Genomic DNA, 17,303 nt, shown 5'->3' on the forward strand with positions numbered 1-17,303 from the left:
GACATGGCTGATAAAAAATTACGCGTAACAATGACAAAGAGCAGTATTGGTCGCTTGAAAAAACATAAAGCCTGTCTACAGGGTTTAGGTTTAAGGCGTATAAACCATACGGTTGAAGTAATCGATACTGTTGAAAATAGAGGCATGATCAATAAAGTCTCTTATATGCTTACAGTAGAGGAAGTCTAATGTATTTAAATACAATCAAACCTGCTGAAGGTTCTAAGAAAGATCGCAAGAGAGTCGGCCGAGGAATCGGTTCAACTTTCGGCAAAACCTGTGGTCGCGGCCATAAGGGTCAAAAATCACGTAGTGGTGGATTTCACAAGGTGGGTTTTGAAGGTGGTCAAATGCCTTTGCAAAGACGTTTACCTAAAGTTGGTTTTACTGCAAGAAAATCTAAATTTACTTCTGAAGTAAGATTGAGTGAAATTCAAAAGCTAAATCAGCAAGTTGTAACGTTAGCAGATTTAATAAAAGCCGATGTAGTGCCTGCTTTTACAAAAGTAGCGAAGCTAATTAAGTCTGGTGAAATAAGCTCTGCAGTTACCTTGCAAGGTATTAAAGCGACAGCTGGCGCGAAGGCAAGTGTTGAAGCTGCTGGTGGAAAAATAGAGGAATAAAAGTGAGTAGATCACGCGCGCAAATGAAAGAGCAATTAGATAAAACTTCTGAATTGCGGTCAAGGCTATTATTCGTTCTCGGCGCTTTTTTTGTTTACCGGGTAGGGGCGCATATCCCTGTTCCGGGTATTGATCCTCAAGCGCTGGCTTTGATGTTCAAACAGCAGGAAGGTTCTATCTTTGATATGTTCAACATGTTTTCTGGTGGAGCATTAAAAAGATTAAGTCTGTTTGCATTGGGAATTATGCCGTACATTTCTGCTTCTATTATTATGCAGTTGATGGCGATAGTTATTCCGCAACTAGAGCAGATTAAGAAAGAAGGTGAGTCAGGTCGCCGCAAGATATCGCAATATACGCGTTATGGAACGGTAGTCTTGGCAACTTTTCAAGCGATTGGTGTTTCTGTAGCATTGCAAAACCAGACCGCTGGTGGTTTACCTGTGGTTATTAACCCAGGCATTCAGTTTATAGTGATTACTGCTATTACATTGGTTGCGGGAACAATATTCTTAATGTGGCTAGGTGAGCAAATAACCGAGCGTGGTTTAGGTAATGGTATATCGCTGATTATTTTTGCCGGTATCGTATCTGGATTACCTTCTGCAATAGGTGGCACACTTGAGTTAGCAAGAACGGGAGAGTTAAACGGTGCGTTTATTGTCTTGTTGTTCTTATTAGCTATGGCTGTTACTGCCTTGGTTGTATTTGTAGAGCGTGGGCAAAGACGAATTGTTATCAACTATCCGAAAAGACAGCAGGGTAAAAGAATGTATGCTGGGCAAAGTAGTTTCTTGCCTTTAAAGCTTAATATGGCTGGGGTTATTCCGCCTATTTTTGCTTCAAGTATCATTTTATTTCCGGCGACAATTGCTGGCTGGTTTAGTAGTTCCGAGGGTATGGGCTGGTTGCAGGATATTGCTACATCGATATCGCCAGGGCAGCCGCTATATGTAATGCTATATACGATAGCAATTGTATTCTTCTGTTTCTTTTATACCGCGCTGGTATTTAATTCAACAGAGACTGCAGATAATTTAAAAAAATCAGGTGCTTTTTTGCCTGGAATCAGACCAGGGGAGCAAACAGCTATTTATATAGACAAGGTCATGACACGTTTGACGTTGATTGGTGCTTTTTATATAACCGCAGTTTGTTTATTACCTGAGTTTTTAATTGTTTATTGGAATGTACCTTTTTATTTTGGTGGTACATCATTACTGATTATTGTGGTGGTGGTCATGGATTTTGTTTCGCAAATGCAAACACATCTAATGTCACAACAATATGATGGTCTGATGAACAAAGCAAATTTAAAAAGATAATTAATCAATCATAAGGGGTGAGCTGTGAAAGTACGAGCTTCTGTAAAAAAAATATGCCGTAACTGTAAAGTTGTTAAAAGAGCTGGAGTAGTTAGGGTGATTTGTAAAGATGGGCGTCATAAGCAACGTCAAGGGTAATTTTTTATTGCTTTATAATATACAAGTGCTATAATTGAGCGCTTGACTTAAGAGTACTGTATTTAGGAGTATCTAGATGGCACGAATTGCCGGAATTAATGTACCAGACCATAAACACGCAGAGATAGGTTTAACTGCTATTTATGGCGTAGGTAAGCCAACTGCAATTAATATCTGTAAAGAAGTTGGTATCGAACGGACAATTAAAATTAAAGAACTTAGCGAAGAGCAGTTAGAAGCAATTCGTGGAGTAATCACAAAAATTGTCGTTGAGGGTGATCTACGACGTGAAGTGTCAATGAACATTAAACGTTTAATGGATCTTGGTTGTTACCGTGGTATTCGTCATAGACGTGGACTACCATTGCGAGGCCAAAGAACGAGAACAAACGCTCGTACTAGAAAAGGCCCGCGTAAACCTATTAGAAAATAAGATAAGTTATCAATATGGCTAGTTCAAATCGCACAAAGAAAAAGATAAAAAAGGAAATTGCTGATGGCATTGCGCATATTCATGCAACTTTCAATAACACTATAGTTACAATTACCGATCGTAAAGGAAATGCCCTGTCATGGGCAACTTCTGGTGGTTCTGGTTTTAGAGGATCAAGAAAGAGTACACCTTTTGCTGCGCAGGTAGCTGCAGAAAATGCAGGTAAAGCAGCTCAGGAATACGGCATGAAAAATCTAGATGTCATGATCAAAGGCCCTGGGCCTGGTCGTGAATCAGCAGTAAGATCTTTCAATAACCTAGGGTTTAAGATTGGTAGCATCGTTGATGTTACACCAATCCCTCATAATGGTTGTCGTCCACCGAAGAAGCGTAGGGTATAGTTAGGAGCAGAATATGGCTAGATATGTAGGACCCACTTGTAAATTAAGTCGTCGCGAAGGCACTGATCTGTTTTTAAAAAGCAGAGGTAAGTCGCTGGAAGGCAAATGTAAATTAGATCAACGTCCTGGGCAGCATGGAACCAAGCGTGCTCGTGACTCTAACTATGCAACTCAGTTAAGAGCTAAACAACGTATCAGACGTATATATGGTATTCTTGAAAAACAATTCAGAAATTACTATAAATCGGCTGATTTACAGAAAGGTGCGACAGGTTTAAATTTGCTCAACCTTTTAGAGACTAGACTCGATAACGTTGTTTATAGAATGGGCTTCGCAGCAACTAGAGCTGAAGCAAGACAATTAGTTAGTCACAAATCGATCCTGGTTAACGATGCGATAAACAATATCCCATCGGCGAAGGTTTCTGTTGGTGATAAAATCTCTATAAGAGAAAAAGCAAGAAAACAAATGCGTATTGCTGATGCACTAACAGTTGCTGACCAATATGGATTCCCAACCTGGCTTGAAGTAAATCCTAAGGATTTTTCTGGTTCTTTTAATTCATTGCCTGATCGTGTTGATCTGGGTTCTGATATGAACGAACAGCTGGTTGTTGAATTGTATTCTAAATAATATTTTCGGGGTTTTAAATGCATAGTGCTGTTACTGGTTTATTAAAACCTCAGCTTGTTGAGGTTGTCAATAAATCAACTAATCATTCAAGAATCGTTATAGAGCCATTAGAGAGAGGTTTTGGCCACTCTTTAGGTAATGCATTAAGAAGGGTGCTTCTTTCTTCAATACCTGGTTGCGCTGTTGTTAGCGCTGAAATCGAAAAAGCGGAACACGAATATTCAGTGATTGATGGAATTCAGGAAGATGTTATTGATATCTTGTTGAACTTGAAGCAATTAGCTGTAGTGTTGCATTCAGGGAATGAAATAACGCTAAGCTTGACTAAGAGTGGCTCAGGCCCAGTTACAGCAGCGGATATAGAAACGACACATGATATTGATATCATCAATCCAGATTTAGTTATTGCTAATTTAACTGAAGAAGGCGAGATTTCAATGAAGATAAATATCCAGCGTGGACGTGGATATGAGGCTTCAAATACACGTACGGAAGGTCTAGGTGTTGGAGTGGTAGGTGCATTACAAGTTGATGCCTCATACACGCCAGTCTCTAAGGTAGCTTACACTGTTGAACCAACACGAGTTGAACAGCGGACTAATCTGGATCGATTAATCATTGAATTAGAAACGAATGGAACAATTGATCCTGAGGCAACTATTAAGTTAGCGGCCACAATTTTACACGATCAGTTATCTGTATTTGTTGATTTTGAAAAAGTTAATGAGCAAATTGCTGAAGAAGTAGTTGAGCCTGTTGAACAAATAGATCCAAATCTGCTACGTCCAGTTGATGATTTAGAGCTAACTGTTCGATCTGCAAACTGTCTGAAAGCAGAAAATATATATTATATAGGTGATTTAATTCAACGTACTGAGTTTGAATTATTAAAAACACCTAATTTAGGTAGAAAGTCGTTAACAGAGATAAAAGATGTGTTAGCACTAAAGGGACTTTCTTTAGGAATGCGACTAGAGAACTGGCCGCCTGAAAATTTGCTTGAGCAAGCTCAAGCGGTTTTATAACAAAACAAGGTTTATTCGTATGAGACATCGTAAGTCTGGTAGACAATTAAATAGAAACAGTAGTCATAGAAAAGCTATGTTTAGTAATATGGCAACTTCTTTATTTGATAAAGAATTAATTAGAACAACTTTGCCTAAGGCAAAGGAATTACGTTCTTTGGCTGAGCCACTTCTAACACTATCTAAAACTGATTCAGTTGCAAATCGCCGTATGGCATTTGCTAAATTAAGAGATCGTGCAGTTGTGACAAAACTATTCAACGAACTTGGACCGCGTTATCAAGGACGTCCAGGTGGTTATTTACGTATTATGAAGTGCGGATTCCGTACGGGCGATAAAGCACCTATGGCTTATGTTGAATTAGTTGACAGACCTGAATTAGAAGAAACTGAAGATTAATTATTCCGTTTTTCTAGTAAAAAAACCAGCTTCGGCTGGTTTTTTTATGCCTGAAGAAAATTTAGTATCAGCACGGTTGGTCCGTGTAGCGTAATTGGGCGCATGTTATTCATTGATGCCCACCGAATACAATTAATTTCCTGATTACCTATGACTCTCAGCCATTCTCCGTCATTCCTGCAAGCTTTTAGCAGGAATCTCATTGGTTTAGTACAGATTCCCGATAAAGCTTGTGCCCACGCTTGACTGGGTAGATTTCGGGAATGATGAGGTTTTTACATGTTGATTTTCTAGGTTTATTCTACTGTAGCTGAGAGTTGTACGTAATCAGCATTAATTTTACGCAGCCTTGAGTTATCCCTGACTACGTATTTTCGCGGGTTTGTTCACTTGTACGGTGTATGGTGCTGGAGAGAAGTCGGTTTTTAGGATGATAGCGTCAATCGCTTTCTGATTCGAGAAATGTTATTGTCACATTGTATTGTCATACTCTGTATCTACTTGATCGTGACTATGTGAACTTTGATACCAACTCCAAAGATCAATAAGTTTATAATATTGCTTAGTGCTAATAATTAACCTGCTCAGCAAAAAGAATATACTCGAAACGAAAATGAATATACTACACATTTCAGATATGCACTTTGGCCCTCGTCACTGGCTCGGAAAAAGTGAATTGTTGTTGGAGAAATTGAACAGCTATGCGGCTGATATCGTAATCAACACAGGCGACAATACGACGGATGCTCTAGAAAATGAATTTGAAGCAGCGGGAAATTTTTTGAAGTCAATTGATTGCGAACACGTCGTTTCAATTCCCGGAAATCATGACAAACGAAATATGCGCAGTGCTGATTATTTTCGTCAGTATATCGATGATATAGACGTTATTCGCCCATTAAATCGTGAAAATTGTAGAAAGAAAAACATCTTTCTTGATGGAAATACCAATGGCATAAAGGAACATTTTACTGACATCAATTTTCTTAAAAATATCACCATTAATGGTGAGACCGTTCTGGTGGTCTGCCTCGATTCCAACTCACTCTATAAAGACAACGGTTTTGTAGAGAAGGAAATATTAAGGTCACTTTCCCATGCAATTAGCAAAGCAAGTTACGATAGAATAATTCTGCTAAATCACCACTCCATCCTAGATACTGATTCAGACCCTCTTTTCAATTCAAAAATCGTTGTCGAGTTCGTAAGAGAGCATAATATAGAACATGTTTTCTGTGGGCATACTCATCATTTGTCAATAATGAGGTCAACCGACCTGTACCACAAACACTCATTCACTCAATATAAGAATGGATCGCTATCAAGCGGCAATACTCTCAACGACACAAATATGTTTCTGTACTATAAAAATTTTGGCACTAAAGCAATGGAAATCCATGTGGTTAGAGCTATTGCTGAAAATGAATGCTTGAGGTTTAAAGAAGAAAAAATTACTGCCTACTAGGAATTAGAAAAAAGACTTCTGCATGTAAAATTCGCGCTGGGAAATGGAAAAAAACGGGGGCCAGGTTCTCGGTGCGAATCTGAGAACTGTATTGATGAAAAGTAGAATAAGACCAATTCATATATCTAGCTGATTACGTACAATTCTCAGCTAGACTCCGTCATTCCAGCTACCATTTTAAAACGGGACAAAGCAATGTAGGCTGGGTTAGCTTATCTAGCGAAGCACAGATAACGTAACCCAGCACTTTACGTATACGGGGCTTTGCTGGGTTACGTTTTTTTACTTCGTTAAAAAAATCTAACCCAGCCTACGGTGTCCCGTCTTAAGTGCGTAGCCATCATTCCTGCATGCTTTTAGCAGGGATCTCGTAGGTTAAGCATAGATTCCCGATAAAGCTTGTGTTCACGCTTGACTGGGTAGACTTCGGGAATGACGAGTTTTTTAATATACTGTTTTTAATGTTTTATTCTCTTATGGCTGAGAGTCATGGGTAATCAGGTGTATCTATGGATTCACATGCACGTAGTCGACATGGCGCTGATAACTCAAGTGTCACGTATGGAATGTTTCTAGTAATGCTACTGCAATAGACTAACCGTAAAAAATAGCTCCCTCAGGAATATAAGGATGAATGTTAGCTTAACGTATCATTCGTCCGATGACGCTGTGCTAATCAGACCTACCCTGTTACAGACAAGTACATTTTAAATGGCGATCGCCGTAGGCTTCATCGATACGCCCGACAGGCGGCCAGTATTTATTTTCATATTGACTGTTATTAGGAAAGAATGCCTGTTGCTTGCTATAGGGGTGTAACCATTCGTCAGCAATCAGGCTTGTTTGGGTATGTGGGGCGTTTAGCAAAAGGTTATCTTGTTTATCAGCATGACCGTTTTCTATATCAGCTATTTCCTGGCGTATGGAAATCAGTGCGGCACAAAATTTATCGATTTCAGGCTTATTCTCGCTTTCTGTAGGCTCAATCATTAGTGTTTCATGTACTGGAAATGAAACGGTAGGCGCGTGATAGCAGTAATCAATTAAGCGTTTGGCAATATCGTTAACGGCAATTCCGCAGGTTTTTTTAAAAGCACTGCAATCTATAATGCATTCGTGGGCAATCCATCCATTTTTTCCCTTATACAAAATTGGATAATAGAGAGAAAGCTTCATCGCCATATAATTAGCATTTAAAATCGCGCTGAGGGTCGCTTTTTTTAATCCCGCTGCGCCCATCATGGCAATATAGGCCCAGGGAATACTGAGTATGTTTGCTGATCCCCAGGGAGCTGCGGAAATAGTACCTATACTCGATTCACCTTTTGCTGCAGGGTTTACGCCTGATACTACAGGATGTACGGGTAAGTATTCAATTAAATGCTCACCTACACCAATAGGCCCAACTCCAGGGCCTCCACCGCCATGCGGAATACTAAATGTTTTGTGTAGATTCAGGTGGGCGACATCTGCGCCTATTTTTCCCGGGCGACTCACGCCGACGAGCGCATTAAAATTAGCACCATCTAAATACACCTGGCCGCCATGCTGATGGATAATCTGGCAAATCTCGCAGAAAGACTCTTCAAAAACGCCATGAGTTGAAGGGTAGGTAATCATAATGGCAGCAAGGCGGCTTGCATGCTCTGCAACAATTTCTTTAAGTTTTGCTACACTAATATTTCCCTGCTTATCACACGGAATATTAATGATGCTGTAACCGGCCAAAGCCGCGCTAGCCGGGTTAGTTCCATGGGCTGAATCTGGGATCAGGCAAATATTGCGCTGCGTTTCGCCACGCGATTGATGATATTTTTGAATCACTAGCAAACCACTGTATTCACCCTGAGAGCCTGCATTTGGTTGCAGAGAAAAGGCGGCAAAGCCTGTCAAATCACAGAGCATATTTTCCAGCTCTTCAAATAATTGCTGATAACCCTGCGCCTGGTAGGTCGGAATAAAGGGGTGTAGGCTGTTAAATTCATACTGAGAGATGGCTTGTAATGATGTAGCTGAGTTCAGTTTCATGGTACAGGAGCCCAGCGGGATCATGGAGCGGTCAAGGGCTATATCCTTAGCCGCTAAAGTGCGCATATAGCGCATCATTTCAGTTTCAGAATGATATAGGCTGAACACAGGGTGTTGCAGGATTGGATCTGTTCTGAGTAATGACGAAGGTATGCACTCACTGATATTATTATCTATCTCTATGAGATCGGGTAATTTATGACCGGGTAGCGCAAAGATTTCCCAGAGTTGCCGTATAAGTTGACGGGAACTGCTTTGGTCTAAAGAAATTCCTAACGTATTGCAATCGATAATGCGTAGATTGATTCTTGCTTCTTCCGCTCTGGCTGCAATGCGGTGTGCTTTGTAAGGTGTGTGTATGAGTATTGTGTCAAAGTAAGGTTGTTTATTGAGTTGATAGCCTAATTGTTCCAGCCCCTGGGCAAGAATCTGAGTATAACGATGTACGCGCATGGCGACCATCTTTAGCCCATATTCGCCGTGATAGACTGCGTAAAATCCAGATAAAATTGCGAGTAATACCTGCGCTGTACAGATATTACTAGTCGCCTTTTCACGCCGGATATGCTGTTCACGAGTTTGTAAACTCATACGATAAGCGATATTCCCGTGGCTATCTTTAGACACGCCAATAATCCTGCCAGGCATAGAGCGTTTATGACTGTCTTTACAGGCAAAAAAAGCGGCATGAGGACCACCATAACCCATCGGTACACCAAAGCGTTGCGCATTGCCAATTACTATGTCAGCATCGAATTCAGTAGGTGCTTTGAGAATGACCAGGCTAAGTAAATCAGTTGCAATAGTCAATAATGCGGATTTTTCTTGAGCCTGCTTGCTTAGGTGAGATAAGTCCTTAATCTCACCTAAGGTATTCGGGTATTGCGTCAACACGCCAAAGCACTGTAGCTCAGCGAAATCTTCTAGCGGATCGCCTAATGCTATAGTCAGGCCTAAGGGTTTTGCATGTGTTCTTAATACCGCGATTGTTTGTGGGTGACACTGTTGATCGACAAAATAGATATTTGATTCGTTTTTACTTAGGCGGCGGCTCATGTTCATGGCTTCAGCTGCAGCAGTCGCTTCATCTAAGAGTGAGGCATTGGCAATATCCATGCCGGTTAAATCAACAATCAATTGCTGAAAATTAATTAATGCTTCCAGGCGCCCCTGGCTTACTTCTGCCTGATAGGGAGTGTAGGCGGTATACCATGAAGGATTTTCCAGAACATTGCGTTTGATCGCTGCAGGCATAACAGTATCGTAATAACCCATGCCGATTAAGGTAGTGAAGGTTTTATTGCGCGCACGTATTTTACGTAAATAAACGATAGCAGCGCGTTCGCTAATAGCATCCACCAGTTCTAAAGGAGCCGGATCGACAATATTGTCGGGGAAAGCGGCTGGAATGATATCGTCCAGAGCTGTTAATCCTAGTTCCTTAAGTATCTCTTGAGTTTGCTGAGTATTGGAGCCTATATGGCGGCGTACGAAGTTACCACGCATTTCCAGTTCTGATAAGGGTATTTTTCTATGGCTCATACTAAGTTCCAGGCTGATGTGATTATCGTATAGGCTTGGGGCGGAAGTAGCGATGTTGAATAAAGGGAAGCTGGCAAACAGTCACATCAAGGATTTTACCTCGTTGCTCACAAGCTAGCTGAATGCCAGGGGTAATAAGGTCAGCGAGTACGTAGGCCATGGCAACGGGTTTTTGTAGGCTGGCACCAAAGCTACCACTGCTGATATAGCCTGCTTTATTGCCCTGAGGGTCGACTAAATCACTTCCTTCTCTGAGTATGCTTTTACCGGTTGTCGTAATGCCTACCCTGTAGTGCTCTGCTCCTTCGCAGATTTGAAACTGGGTCCGCTTTGCACCTAAATAATTAGTGCGGTGTTTAGCAACTAACCAGGATAAACTTGCTTCTACTACGGTGGTTTCTGTTGATAGCTCATGACCATACAGGCAAAGTCCAGCCTCCAGGCGCAAGCTATCACGAGCGCCTAATCCTATTGGCTGTACTTCTGCGTGCGCAAGCAGTTGTTGTGCTAAATGACAGGCATTAATATTGGCGACAGAAATTTCAAAACCATCTTCTCCGGTATAACCACTACGACTAATGGTACATGGGATATGATTAATAGTCGTTTGTCTGATACTCATAAACGGCATGTTGCTTAGTTGGGTATCGTACTGCTCAAGTACAGTGACGGCTTTTGGCCCTTGCAGTGCAATCAGCGCTTGATCGGGCTGGAATTCAACGTGGCAATGATGAGGTAAATGACTCTTCAGATGTTGCAGGACAATATATTTTCGTTCAGCATTTACAATAAGTAGCAAATGGCTGCCTAGATTGGCGATGACCAGGTCATCAATAATTCCACCAGACTTATTGGTCAGCACAGTATAGCGTTGCTGACCCGTAGGCAGGTTCTGTATATCGCTAGGAATAAGTTTTTCTAATTCGCTAGCTGATTGATCGCCCGTCAGATGTATTTGCCCCATATGAGAGATATCAAACAGGCCTGCATGCGAGCGGGTATGCAGATGTTCTTTAATAATTCCAGAGGGGTAATGTAACGGCATTGCATACCCTGAAAAAGCAGTAATTTTGGCCTGTAATTCAATATGTAATGAGTGTAATGCGGTTTTATCAATAATATCCATAGCAATATTTAACTGATCTCAGTAAAAGGTAAGGAAACTGCTATTTTTTATTGTTTTTATTATCTCTAATACTATAGTTGAAAACAGCGCTTAGCGTATGTTTTTTATGTATACTTCGCGCGTTCACAACGGCGGAGAATAGTGTGAACTAATTTTTGTCGATAGCAAAGCCTGCCCGGTACTTGATACGAGGGCGCTGAAACTGGCGCATAGCTGGCTACGTAAAGGCTTCAACAACGTAGCCAGCGGCAAAAACTAAGCCGCTAGAAATTCGTAGTCGTGAGCGCGCGAAGTATATTAACTCACTGTACAATAAAACAAAGATAATTATGCTAATAAATAACATAAAAAAGGTACAATGTCAGGCGTTATGGCAAATGGAAATCGGGAAAACGAGTGACACAGCGAATTATTAAAATTGCAACACGACAAAGCCCATTGGCTTTGTGGCAGGCAGAGTATGTAGCAGAACGACTACAACAAGCACACCCAGGCATCAAAACCGAATTAGTAAAAATGGTGACCAAGGGTGATAAAATTTTGGATGCACCACTCGCTAAAATTGGTGGTAAAGGTTTATTTGTTAAAGAGTTAGAGCAGGGAATGCTGGAAGGTGCCGCTGATATAGCTGTGCATTCCATGAAAGACGTGCCGGTCGAGTTTCCAGAAGGTTTGCATTTAGCGGCCATATTACCGCGCGAAGACCCTTGTGATGCTTTCGTTTCAAATAAGTATAAATCAATAGAGGAATTGCCTGCCGGGGCAAAGATTGGCACATCTAGTTTACGCCGCCAATGTCAATTTGCAGAACGTCAGCCTGATGTGCAAATTTTATCTCTGCGAGGCAATGTAAATACTCGTCTGGCGAAGCTGGATGCTGGAGATTATGATGCTATTATCCTGGCGGCAGCGGGTTTAAAGCGCTTAGGCTTTGCGCATCGTATTACTCAGCAACTTGATAGCACAGTCAGTCTTCCTGCAATCGGGCAAGGAGCTGTGGGGATAGAATGCCGTGTGGATGATATTGAAATAAATCAATTACTGGCTCCATTACAAGATGCTGAAAGTACCATTAGAGTCAGTGCTGAACGGGCCATGAACGAGCGCCTGAATGGTGGTTGCCAAGTGCCTATCGCAGGCTTTGCCGAGTTGCAGGGTAACCAGCTGTTTATGCGCGGTTTAGTGGGCAAGCCTGATGGCAGTGTGATTTATCGTGCAGAAAAAACAGGGCCGGCAGAGCAAGCTGAGGCAATTGGTCGTGCAGTGGCTGATGAATTGCTGGACAAAGGCGCTGGTGAGGTATTAAAGGCGTTATATGCATAAGATTGAATAGCTCTAGTCTGGAAAGAAATGGATAATGGAAAAAAAATATTAGTGACACGGCCTGATCATCAAGCAGAAAATTTATGTAAGTTGATTGAAAAGCAAGGCTGGGAAGCCATTCGATTTCCGGTGATAGAAATACAAGCGAGACCCTTATCTGTTCAAGAGATCAGGCGAATACAAGATTTAGATCAGTACCAGCAAATTTTTTTTGTTAGCGCTAATGCAGTCAATTTTGCACTTCAGCGAATGCAGGACAAAATGGAAAGTTTGCAAAAAATCTCTTGTATTGCTGTAGGCAATGCGAGTTATAAGGCTTTATCATTATCTGGACTGAACAATGTAATTAAACCGGAGCAGGGGTTTAACAGCGAGGCAATACTGGCAATGCCAGAAATGCAGCATATGCACGATAAGTCCTGTCTGATTATCAGAGGGGAAGGTGGACGCGAATTACTGGCTGACAGCTTGCGTGAGCGTGGTGCCAGGGTTGACTATCTGGAGGTATATAAACGGGTAATGCCGCAACCGGATAGTCGCTTGATAGTTGAATATCTGTACCAAAAGGCGCTAGCAGCGATCTTTATATATAGTGGAGATGCTCTGCGAAACCTGGTGAAAATTCTGGCTTGCGAAGATATTAATAAGAATTTACTGAATACGCCTGTCGTTGTTATTAGTCGGCGAGTACAGGCTATAGCAAAAAAAATCGGATTTAAAAAAATTATAATTGCTGATGAAGCATCTGATGCAGCAATGCTGAATGCATTATTGAATGGGGAAGAATGTGGCTGAAATTATAGAAGAACAAAAACAACAAGAGCCAGAACCGGCACCTATAGCACCTATAGTAAAGAAATCCGGCAATGGAGTGTGGTTTGCCGTGGTTATTATATTAATTATTTTAGGCCTGGCAGGTGCAGGTTTTCTGCTTTTGCAACAATTACGTGATAAGCAGCAAGACCTGGGTGGAGTACAGAGTAAAGACTCTCAGCAAATGCAGGAGTTAACTAAGCAAATTTCGGGTTATCAGGCGCAATTGGTCGCCATTCAGAGGCAATTGGCCGACTTAAGTGCTGAAGTAGGCAATAAAGAAACTAATTTTGAGACTAAATTAAATAAGCTCAGTAGTCTGCACAGCGAGCGATTAGACACAACTTCGGAACGCCTAAAAGAATCAATTCAGCGTATACAAAGACAATTAGGCAAAACCAGAGGTGACTGGCTGGTTGCCGATGCCGAATACTTATTAAGTGTTGCAAATAGACGCTTGCACTTGATGGGTGATGTATCTACAACGATAGAGGCTTTAAAAGCAGCGGATAATCGTTTACGTGAGAGTGGCGATACAGCAGCCTTCAAAATACGTGGTCAGATAACTAAAGAAATAGCTCAGGTAAAAAAAGTAAAAGTTGCGGATGTTGTGGGTATTTATTCGACTCTGGAAATGCTTGAAGAAGATGTCGCTAAACTTAACGTATTTCTCCCTTATTCGGGTAAGGCAAAAGATCAGCAAAATGTGCGCGACGCATCTGTAGCAGGAGCGAGTAAAGACGCTAAACCAGCAAATGAAATTAATGATCTGCTCAACAATGCTCTGGTTGAAATTGAAGGTATTGTGACTATCAGGCGCCTGGATAATCCGGTAACATCGATAATTAGCCCGGAACAGAAAGCTTTTATATCTGAGCAGTTAAGTACCAAGCTGGTGATCGTCAAACTTGCGCTAGTACAGCATGACGATGTGCTGTATCAGACAGGGATTAATGATGTGCAGCAATGGTTAAGTAAAAATTTTACTAAAGATGCCGAATATAATAATTTCCTCAGTGAATTGGAGCAATTAAAAAAGATCCAGATCAGGAATAATTTTCCTGATATTAGCCAGTCGCTCAAAATGCTAAGAAATATTGTAAAACTAAGACTAGAGTCAGATAAGGCCTTACAGCCAGATGTAGAGAGCAAGCCCTTAACGCCAGTTGAAACTCAGAAAGCACAATAAAAGAGAGTCGTATTATGAAAAATATTCTATTTTTTCTTGGATCTTTAATTGCTGCTCTAGGTTTTGCTTTTATCGTTCATGAGTGGATGCTGCAGTATAATGATCCCGGTTATGTATTGATTGGTGTAGGACATTGGGCAATGGAAACATCACTGATTGTTTTTGCAGTGGGCTTAATTATCAGTTTTTTTATTTTCTATGCCTTGTTTAGAGTTTTAGGCTGGTTTATGCGCTTACCTGGGAAATTAAGAATGCGTGGTAAATCGGTAAAATTTAACCGCTCTCAGGATGCGTTAATTGCAGGCCTGGTTGATTCAGCAGAAGGTAACTGGGAACGCGCAGAGCGCACATTGATCAAGCATGCTTCTAATAGTGGCGCTCCCCTAATACATTATTTAACGGCTGCTCGCGCTGCACATTCTCGTGGCGCAATGGATAAGCGTGATGAATACTTACAGCGTGCAACCAAAGATGCGCCGGGTTCTGAAGTTGCAGTAGGCTTAACTAAGGCTGAACTGCATTTATCCGAGAAACAATTTGATCAGGCTCTGCAAACACTGACCAAATTGCACTCCATTGATTCATCTCATGCCAGCGTTTTAAAATTGCTGCATCAAACCTATCAACAATTAGGCGATTGGAAGGCAATTCGCTCCTTGTTACCGGCTTTCCATGAGAATAAGGTTTTTATGGAAGCGGAAGTGAGATTGCTGGAAGTAGAAACTTATAGCGTTTTACTTAAGGAAGCTTCTGAGCATGCAGATGCCCGTGAAATTGAGGAGCTTTGGGAGAGCGTTCCTGTGCATGTCAAAACTATGTCAGGGGTTCCAGCCATATACTACGCTGCCATGATTGAGGCAGGTGCTGGAGCAAAAATTGAAAAACATCTGGTGAAGTCCTTAAATCAAAAATGGGATATGACTTTGTTAGTGCTATTTGGCAGTGTGCAGTCGATAGATTTTCGTGGTCAGCTAGAAATGGCTGAAAAATGGTTGTTGCAACACGGCAATGACCCTATTTTATTGCGTGTGCTGGGAAAGATTTCCATTAAATGCGAGTTTTCCGAAAAAGCCAAAAAATATCTGGCTAAAAGTATCGGCATAGAACCGACTGTTGAAGCCTACCGAATTCTGGGAAATTTTCTCGCTGAAGAAGGCGATCAGGAGCGTGCCAGCGAATGTTATAAATTAGGTCTGGAATTAGCATCGACTCAAGTGATCAGTCATGCGAGTGCGATGTGATTTTGCTATGTAATGTTAATTCCCGAGACTGTAAGCAAAAATTTTCTTTAAATAAACAAAATCGCTTCCTAAGCTATAAAGCCTTGTACACACCTCCTCACGCGGAACACTAATTTAGACTCAGGGTAGGGCGTGGCTTTAGCCCGCCTTTATCCATTTTTTGCTTATATTGGTGGGCTAAAGCCACACCCTGTTTCTATCAAGTATGTTTGCGGGTTAAAGCCGCGCCCTGCAGAAAATGAATTCCCCGCTTTTTATGCGCGAGCTTGTATACGTTAATAACTAATCAATGGTCGCAACTATCGTTGCTCGCCTTGGGAGCCAAGTTCAAGGCAGTTCAAGGTTCAAGGGGTCAGCCAGCTTGATTTTCGTCATTAATGGATAATAACCCTTAGTCTTACTTTAAACGGAGTAGCAGCTTTAGTTGCAAAGAGTCGAGAACAAGCCCTTTATCCTAGAAAAATCAGCTGGGCGCGGAATTATAGTGCAACACATTGAATTAATATAATGCTTTCAAAAAATCTTAGATTCACCCGTAGGTTAATCGGGTATTTTTTGGAAGTGCTGTGGAATCAAAAGCTTGTGCTAGAAGCCGTGAGCAACTGATTTTTCTAGGTTTATAGCACTATACTTTAAGAAAACTGCATAATCAAACGCTCCAACCGGCGGCTGAACGTGGTGTTATTAACTAACATTGATCCCGTAATGGAATCAGTGTATATTCATCTGCATGAGGGTTATTTCTAAGCGTACATTACGAGAATTTTGGGAGTCTTCCCCACAATATGAAGATGTTAAATCCTCTTTAGAAGTTTGGCATGGCGAAACTTTGAAAGCAACATGGAGAACGCCTCAGGAAATAAAAGCAAAATTTCGGTCAGCAAGTATTTTAAAAAATAACCGGGTTGTATTCAATATTGCGGGAAACAAGTATAGGTTGGTAGTATCTATTGATTATGGCCGACAGGCTTGTTTTGTAAGGTTTATTGGTACACATAAACAATACGATGAAATTGATGTTGAGAAAGTATGATGGATATTCAAGCTATTAAAACAGAACAAGACTACGATAGAGCCCTTACACAAATAGAGGAATTGTGGGGTGTTGATCAAGGTAGTGAGGATGGAGATAAACTTGATGTATTGCTTATCTTGGTTGATGACTATGAAAAAATTCATTATCCTATTTTACCACCAGACCCAATCGAAGCCATAAAGTTTAGAATGGAACAGATGAACCTTACAAGAAAAGATTTGGAGCCTTATATTGGCGGAAGAGGAAGAGTCTCTGAGGTTTTAAATCATCAAAGGGGGCTTTCATTGAATATGATACGCAACCTACATGCAAACTTATCTATTCCCTTAGAGAATCTGATTAGTGAAACAAAAATAAGTGCATAACTAAAAGGACAATAAGGTTAGGTAACGCGCAATAAATAACCCACCCATATTGCGTAGGATTTTTGTTTGTCTTCAAGGCATAGAAATAGACGCATAGCTAGCTACGCAACTATTTCTACAACGCAGAAGACGGACAAAAAGACCAGCAAGGTGGGTGGGTTATTTATTGCGAGTTGCCTTAGTACCTAATACTGCT

Annotated in this window: 18 protein-coding genes; 16 read left to right on the forward strand and 2 right to left on the reverse strand. The window is 41.1% G+C overall.

What is annotated here, in order from left to right; translation table 11 throughout:
- Positions 1-3: 3 nt before the first annotated feature.
- The 10 genes from rpmD (at position 4) to ACQY3F_RS01815 (ending at position 6,444) form a co-directional block, all read left to right on the forward strand.
- On the forward strand, positions 4-189 hold the full coding sequence (gene rpmD, locus ACQY3F_RS01770; protein WP_428353209.1) for a 50S ribosomal protein L30: 186 nt from the start codon (positions 4-6) through the stop codon (positions 187-189).
- Positions 189-623, forward strand: a complete 435-nt coding sequence (gene rplO, locus ACQY3F_RS01775) for a 50S ribosomal protein L15 (RefSeq protein ID WP_428353210.1) — start codon at positions 189-191, stop codon at positions 621-623. Before rpmD ends, rplO begins: the two co-directional genes overlap by 1 nt.
- A gap of 23 nt (positions 624-646) precedes the next feature.
- Positions 647-1,948 (forward strand): preprotein translocase subunit SecY, encoded by a 1,302-nt coding sequence (gene secY, locus ACQY3F_RS01780; protein WP_428353211.1) that lies wholly within the window; start codon positions 647-649, stop codon positions 1,946-1,948.
- A 24-nt stretch (positions 1,949-1,972) separates the two neighbouring features.
- Positions 1,973-2,086, forward strand: coding sequence for a 50S ribosomal protein L36 (gene rpmJ / locus ACQY3F_RS01785; RefSeq protein ID WP_221895098.1), 114 nt, complete (start codon positions 1,973-1,975; stop codon positions 2,084-2,086).
- A 76-nt stretch (positions 2,087-2,162) separates the two neighbouring features.
- On the forward strand, positions 2,163-2,519 hold the full coding sequence (gene rpsM / locus ACQY3F_RS01790) for a 30S ribosomal protein S13 (protein WP_428353212.1): 357 nt from the start codon (positions 2,163-2,165) through the stop codon (positions 2,517-2,519).
- A 14-nt stretch (positions 2,520-2,533) separates the two neighbouring features.
- A complete protein-coding gene (gene rpsK, locus ACQY3F_RS01795) occupies positions 2,534-2,920 on the forward strand; it encodes a 30S ribosomal protein S11 (protein WP_428353213.1) in 387 nt (128 codons plus the stop codon).
- Positions 2,921-2,933: 13 nt separating this feature from the next.
- Positions 2,934-3,554, forward strand: a complete 621-nt coding sequence (gene rpsD / locus ACQY3F_RS01800; protein ID WP_428353214.1) for a 30S ribosomal protein S4 — start codon at positions 2,934-2,936, stop codon at positions 3,552-3,554.
- Between the two features lie 17 nt (positions 3,555-3,571).
- Complete coding sequence (locus ACQY3F_RS01805) at positions 3,572-4,579, forward strand: DNA-directed RNA polymerase subunit alpha (RefSeq protein WP_428353215.1); 1,008 nt, start codon at positions 3,572-3,574, stop codon at positions 4,577-4,579.
- 19 nt (positions 4,580-4,598) lie between these two features.
- A complete protein-coding gene (gene rplQ / locus ACQY3F_RS01810) occupies positions 4,599-4,979 on the forward strand; it encodes a 50S ribosomal protein L17 (RefSeq protein ID WP_428353216.1) in 381 nt (126 codons plus the stop codon).
- 613 nt (positions 4,980-5,592) lie between these two features.
- Positions 5,593-6,444: a metallophosphoesterase family protein gene (locus tag ACQY3F_RS01815; protein ID WP_428353217.1), complete on the forward strand. Its 852-nt coding sequence runs from the start codon at positions 5,593-5,595 to the stop codon at positions 6,442-6,444.
- Positions 6,445-7,134: 690 nt separating this feature from the next.
- On the opposite strand, the gene gcvP is transcribed toward ACQY3F_RS01815, so the two are convergent.
- Together gcvP and gcvT are read right to left on the reverse strand one after the other, a co-directional pair.
- The gene (gcvP, locus tag ACQY3F_RS01820; RefSeq protein WP_428353218.1) at positions 7,135-10,014 is read right to left on the reverse strand and encodes an aminomethyl-transferring glycine dehydrogenase; all 2,880 of its coding nucleotides are present in this window, start codon (positions 10,012-10,014) and stop codon (positions 7,135-7,137) included.
- A 22-nt stretch (positions 10,015-10,036) separates the two neighbouring features.
- Entirely contained in the window at positions 10,037-11,140 is a 1,104-nt protein-coding gene (gene gcvT / locus ACQY3F_RS01825) for a glycine cleavage system aminomethyltransferase GcvT (RefSeq protein WP_428353219.1), read from the reverse strand.
- A 396-nt stretch (positions 11,141-11,536) separates the two neighbouring features.
- Here gcvT and hemC point away from each other — a divergent pair, with 396 nt between their 5' ends.
- From hemC to ACQY3F_RS01855, 6 genes are all read left to right on the forward strand, one after another.
- On the forward strand, positions 11,537-12,463 hold the full coding sequence (gene hemC, locus ACQY3F_RS01830; protein ID WP_428353220.1) for a hydroxymethylbilane synthase: 927 nt from the start codon (positions 11,537-11,539) through the stop codon (positions 12,461-12,463).
- 27 nt (positions 12,464-12,490) lie between these two features.
- Complete coding sequence (locus ACQY3F_RS01835; RefSeq protein WP_428353221.1) at positions 12,491-13,258, forward strand: uroporphyrinogen-III synthase; 768 nt, start codon at positions 12,491-12,493, stop codon at positions 13,256-13,258.
- A complete protein-coding gene (locus ACQY3F_RS01840) occupies positions 13,251-14,465 on the forward strand; it encodes a uroporphyrinogen-III C-methyltransferase (RefSeq protein ID WP_428353222.1) in 1,215 nt (404 codons plus the stop codon). The genes ACQY3F_RS01835 and ACQY3F_RS01840 overlap by 8 nt, the downstream gene beginning before the upstream one ends.
- A 14-nt stretch (positions 14,466-14,479) precedes the next feature.
- The gene (locus tag ACQY3F_RS01845) at positions 14,480-15,706 is read left to right on the forward strand and encodes a heme biosynthesis HemY N-terminal domain-containing protein (protein WP_428353223.1); all 1,227 of its coding nucleotides are present in this window, start codon (positions 14,480-14,482) and stop codon (positions 15,704-15,706) included.
- A 730-nt stretch (positions 15,707-16,436) separates the two neighbouring features.
- Entirely contained in the window at positions 16,437-16,739 is a 303-nt protein-coding gene (locus tag ACQY3F_RS01850) for a type II toxin-antitoxin system HigB family toxin (protein ID WP_428353224.1), read from the forward strand.
- Positions 16,739-17,107 carry a helix-turn-helix domain-containing protein gene (locus tag ACQY3F_RS01855; RefSeq protein WP_428353225.1) on the forward strand — a complete coding sequence of 123 codons (369 nt, stop codon included), beginning with the start codon at positions 16,739-16,741 and terminating at the stop codon, positions 17,105-17,107. The genes ACQY3F_RS01850 and ACQY3F_RS01855 overlap by 1 nt, the downstream gene beginning before the upstream one ends.
- Positions 17,108-17,303: the final 196 nt, after the last annotated feature.

Source organism: Methyloprofundus sp. (assembly GCF_965251085.1).
Classification (GTDB): domain Bacteria; phylum Pseudomonadota; class Gammaproteobacteria; order Methylococcales; family Methylomonadaceae; genus Methyloprofundus.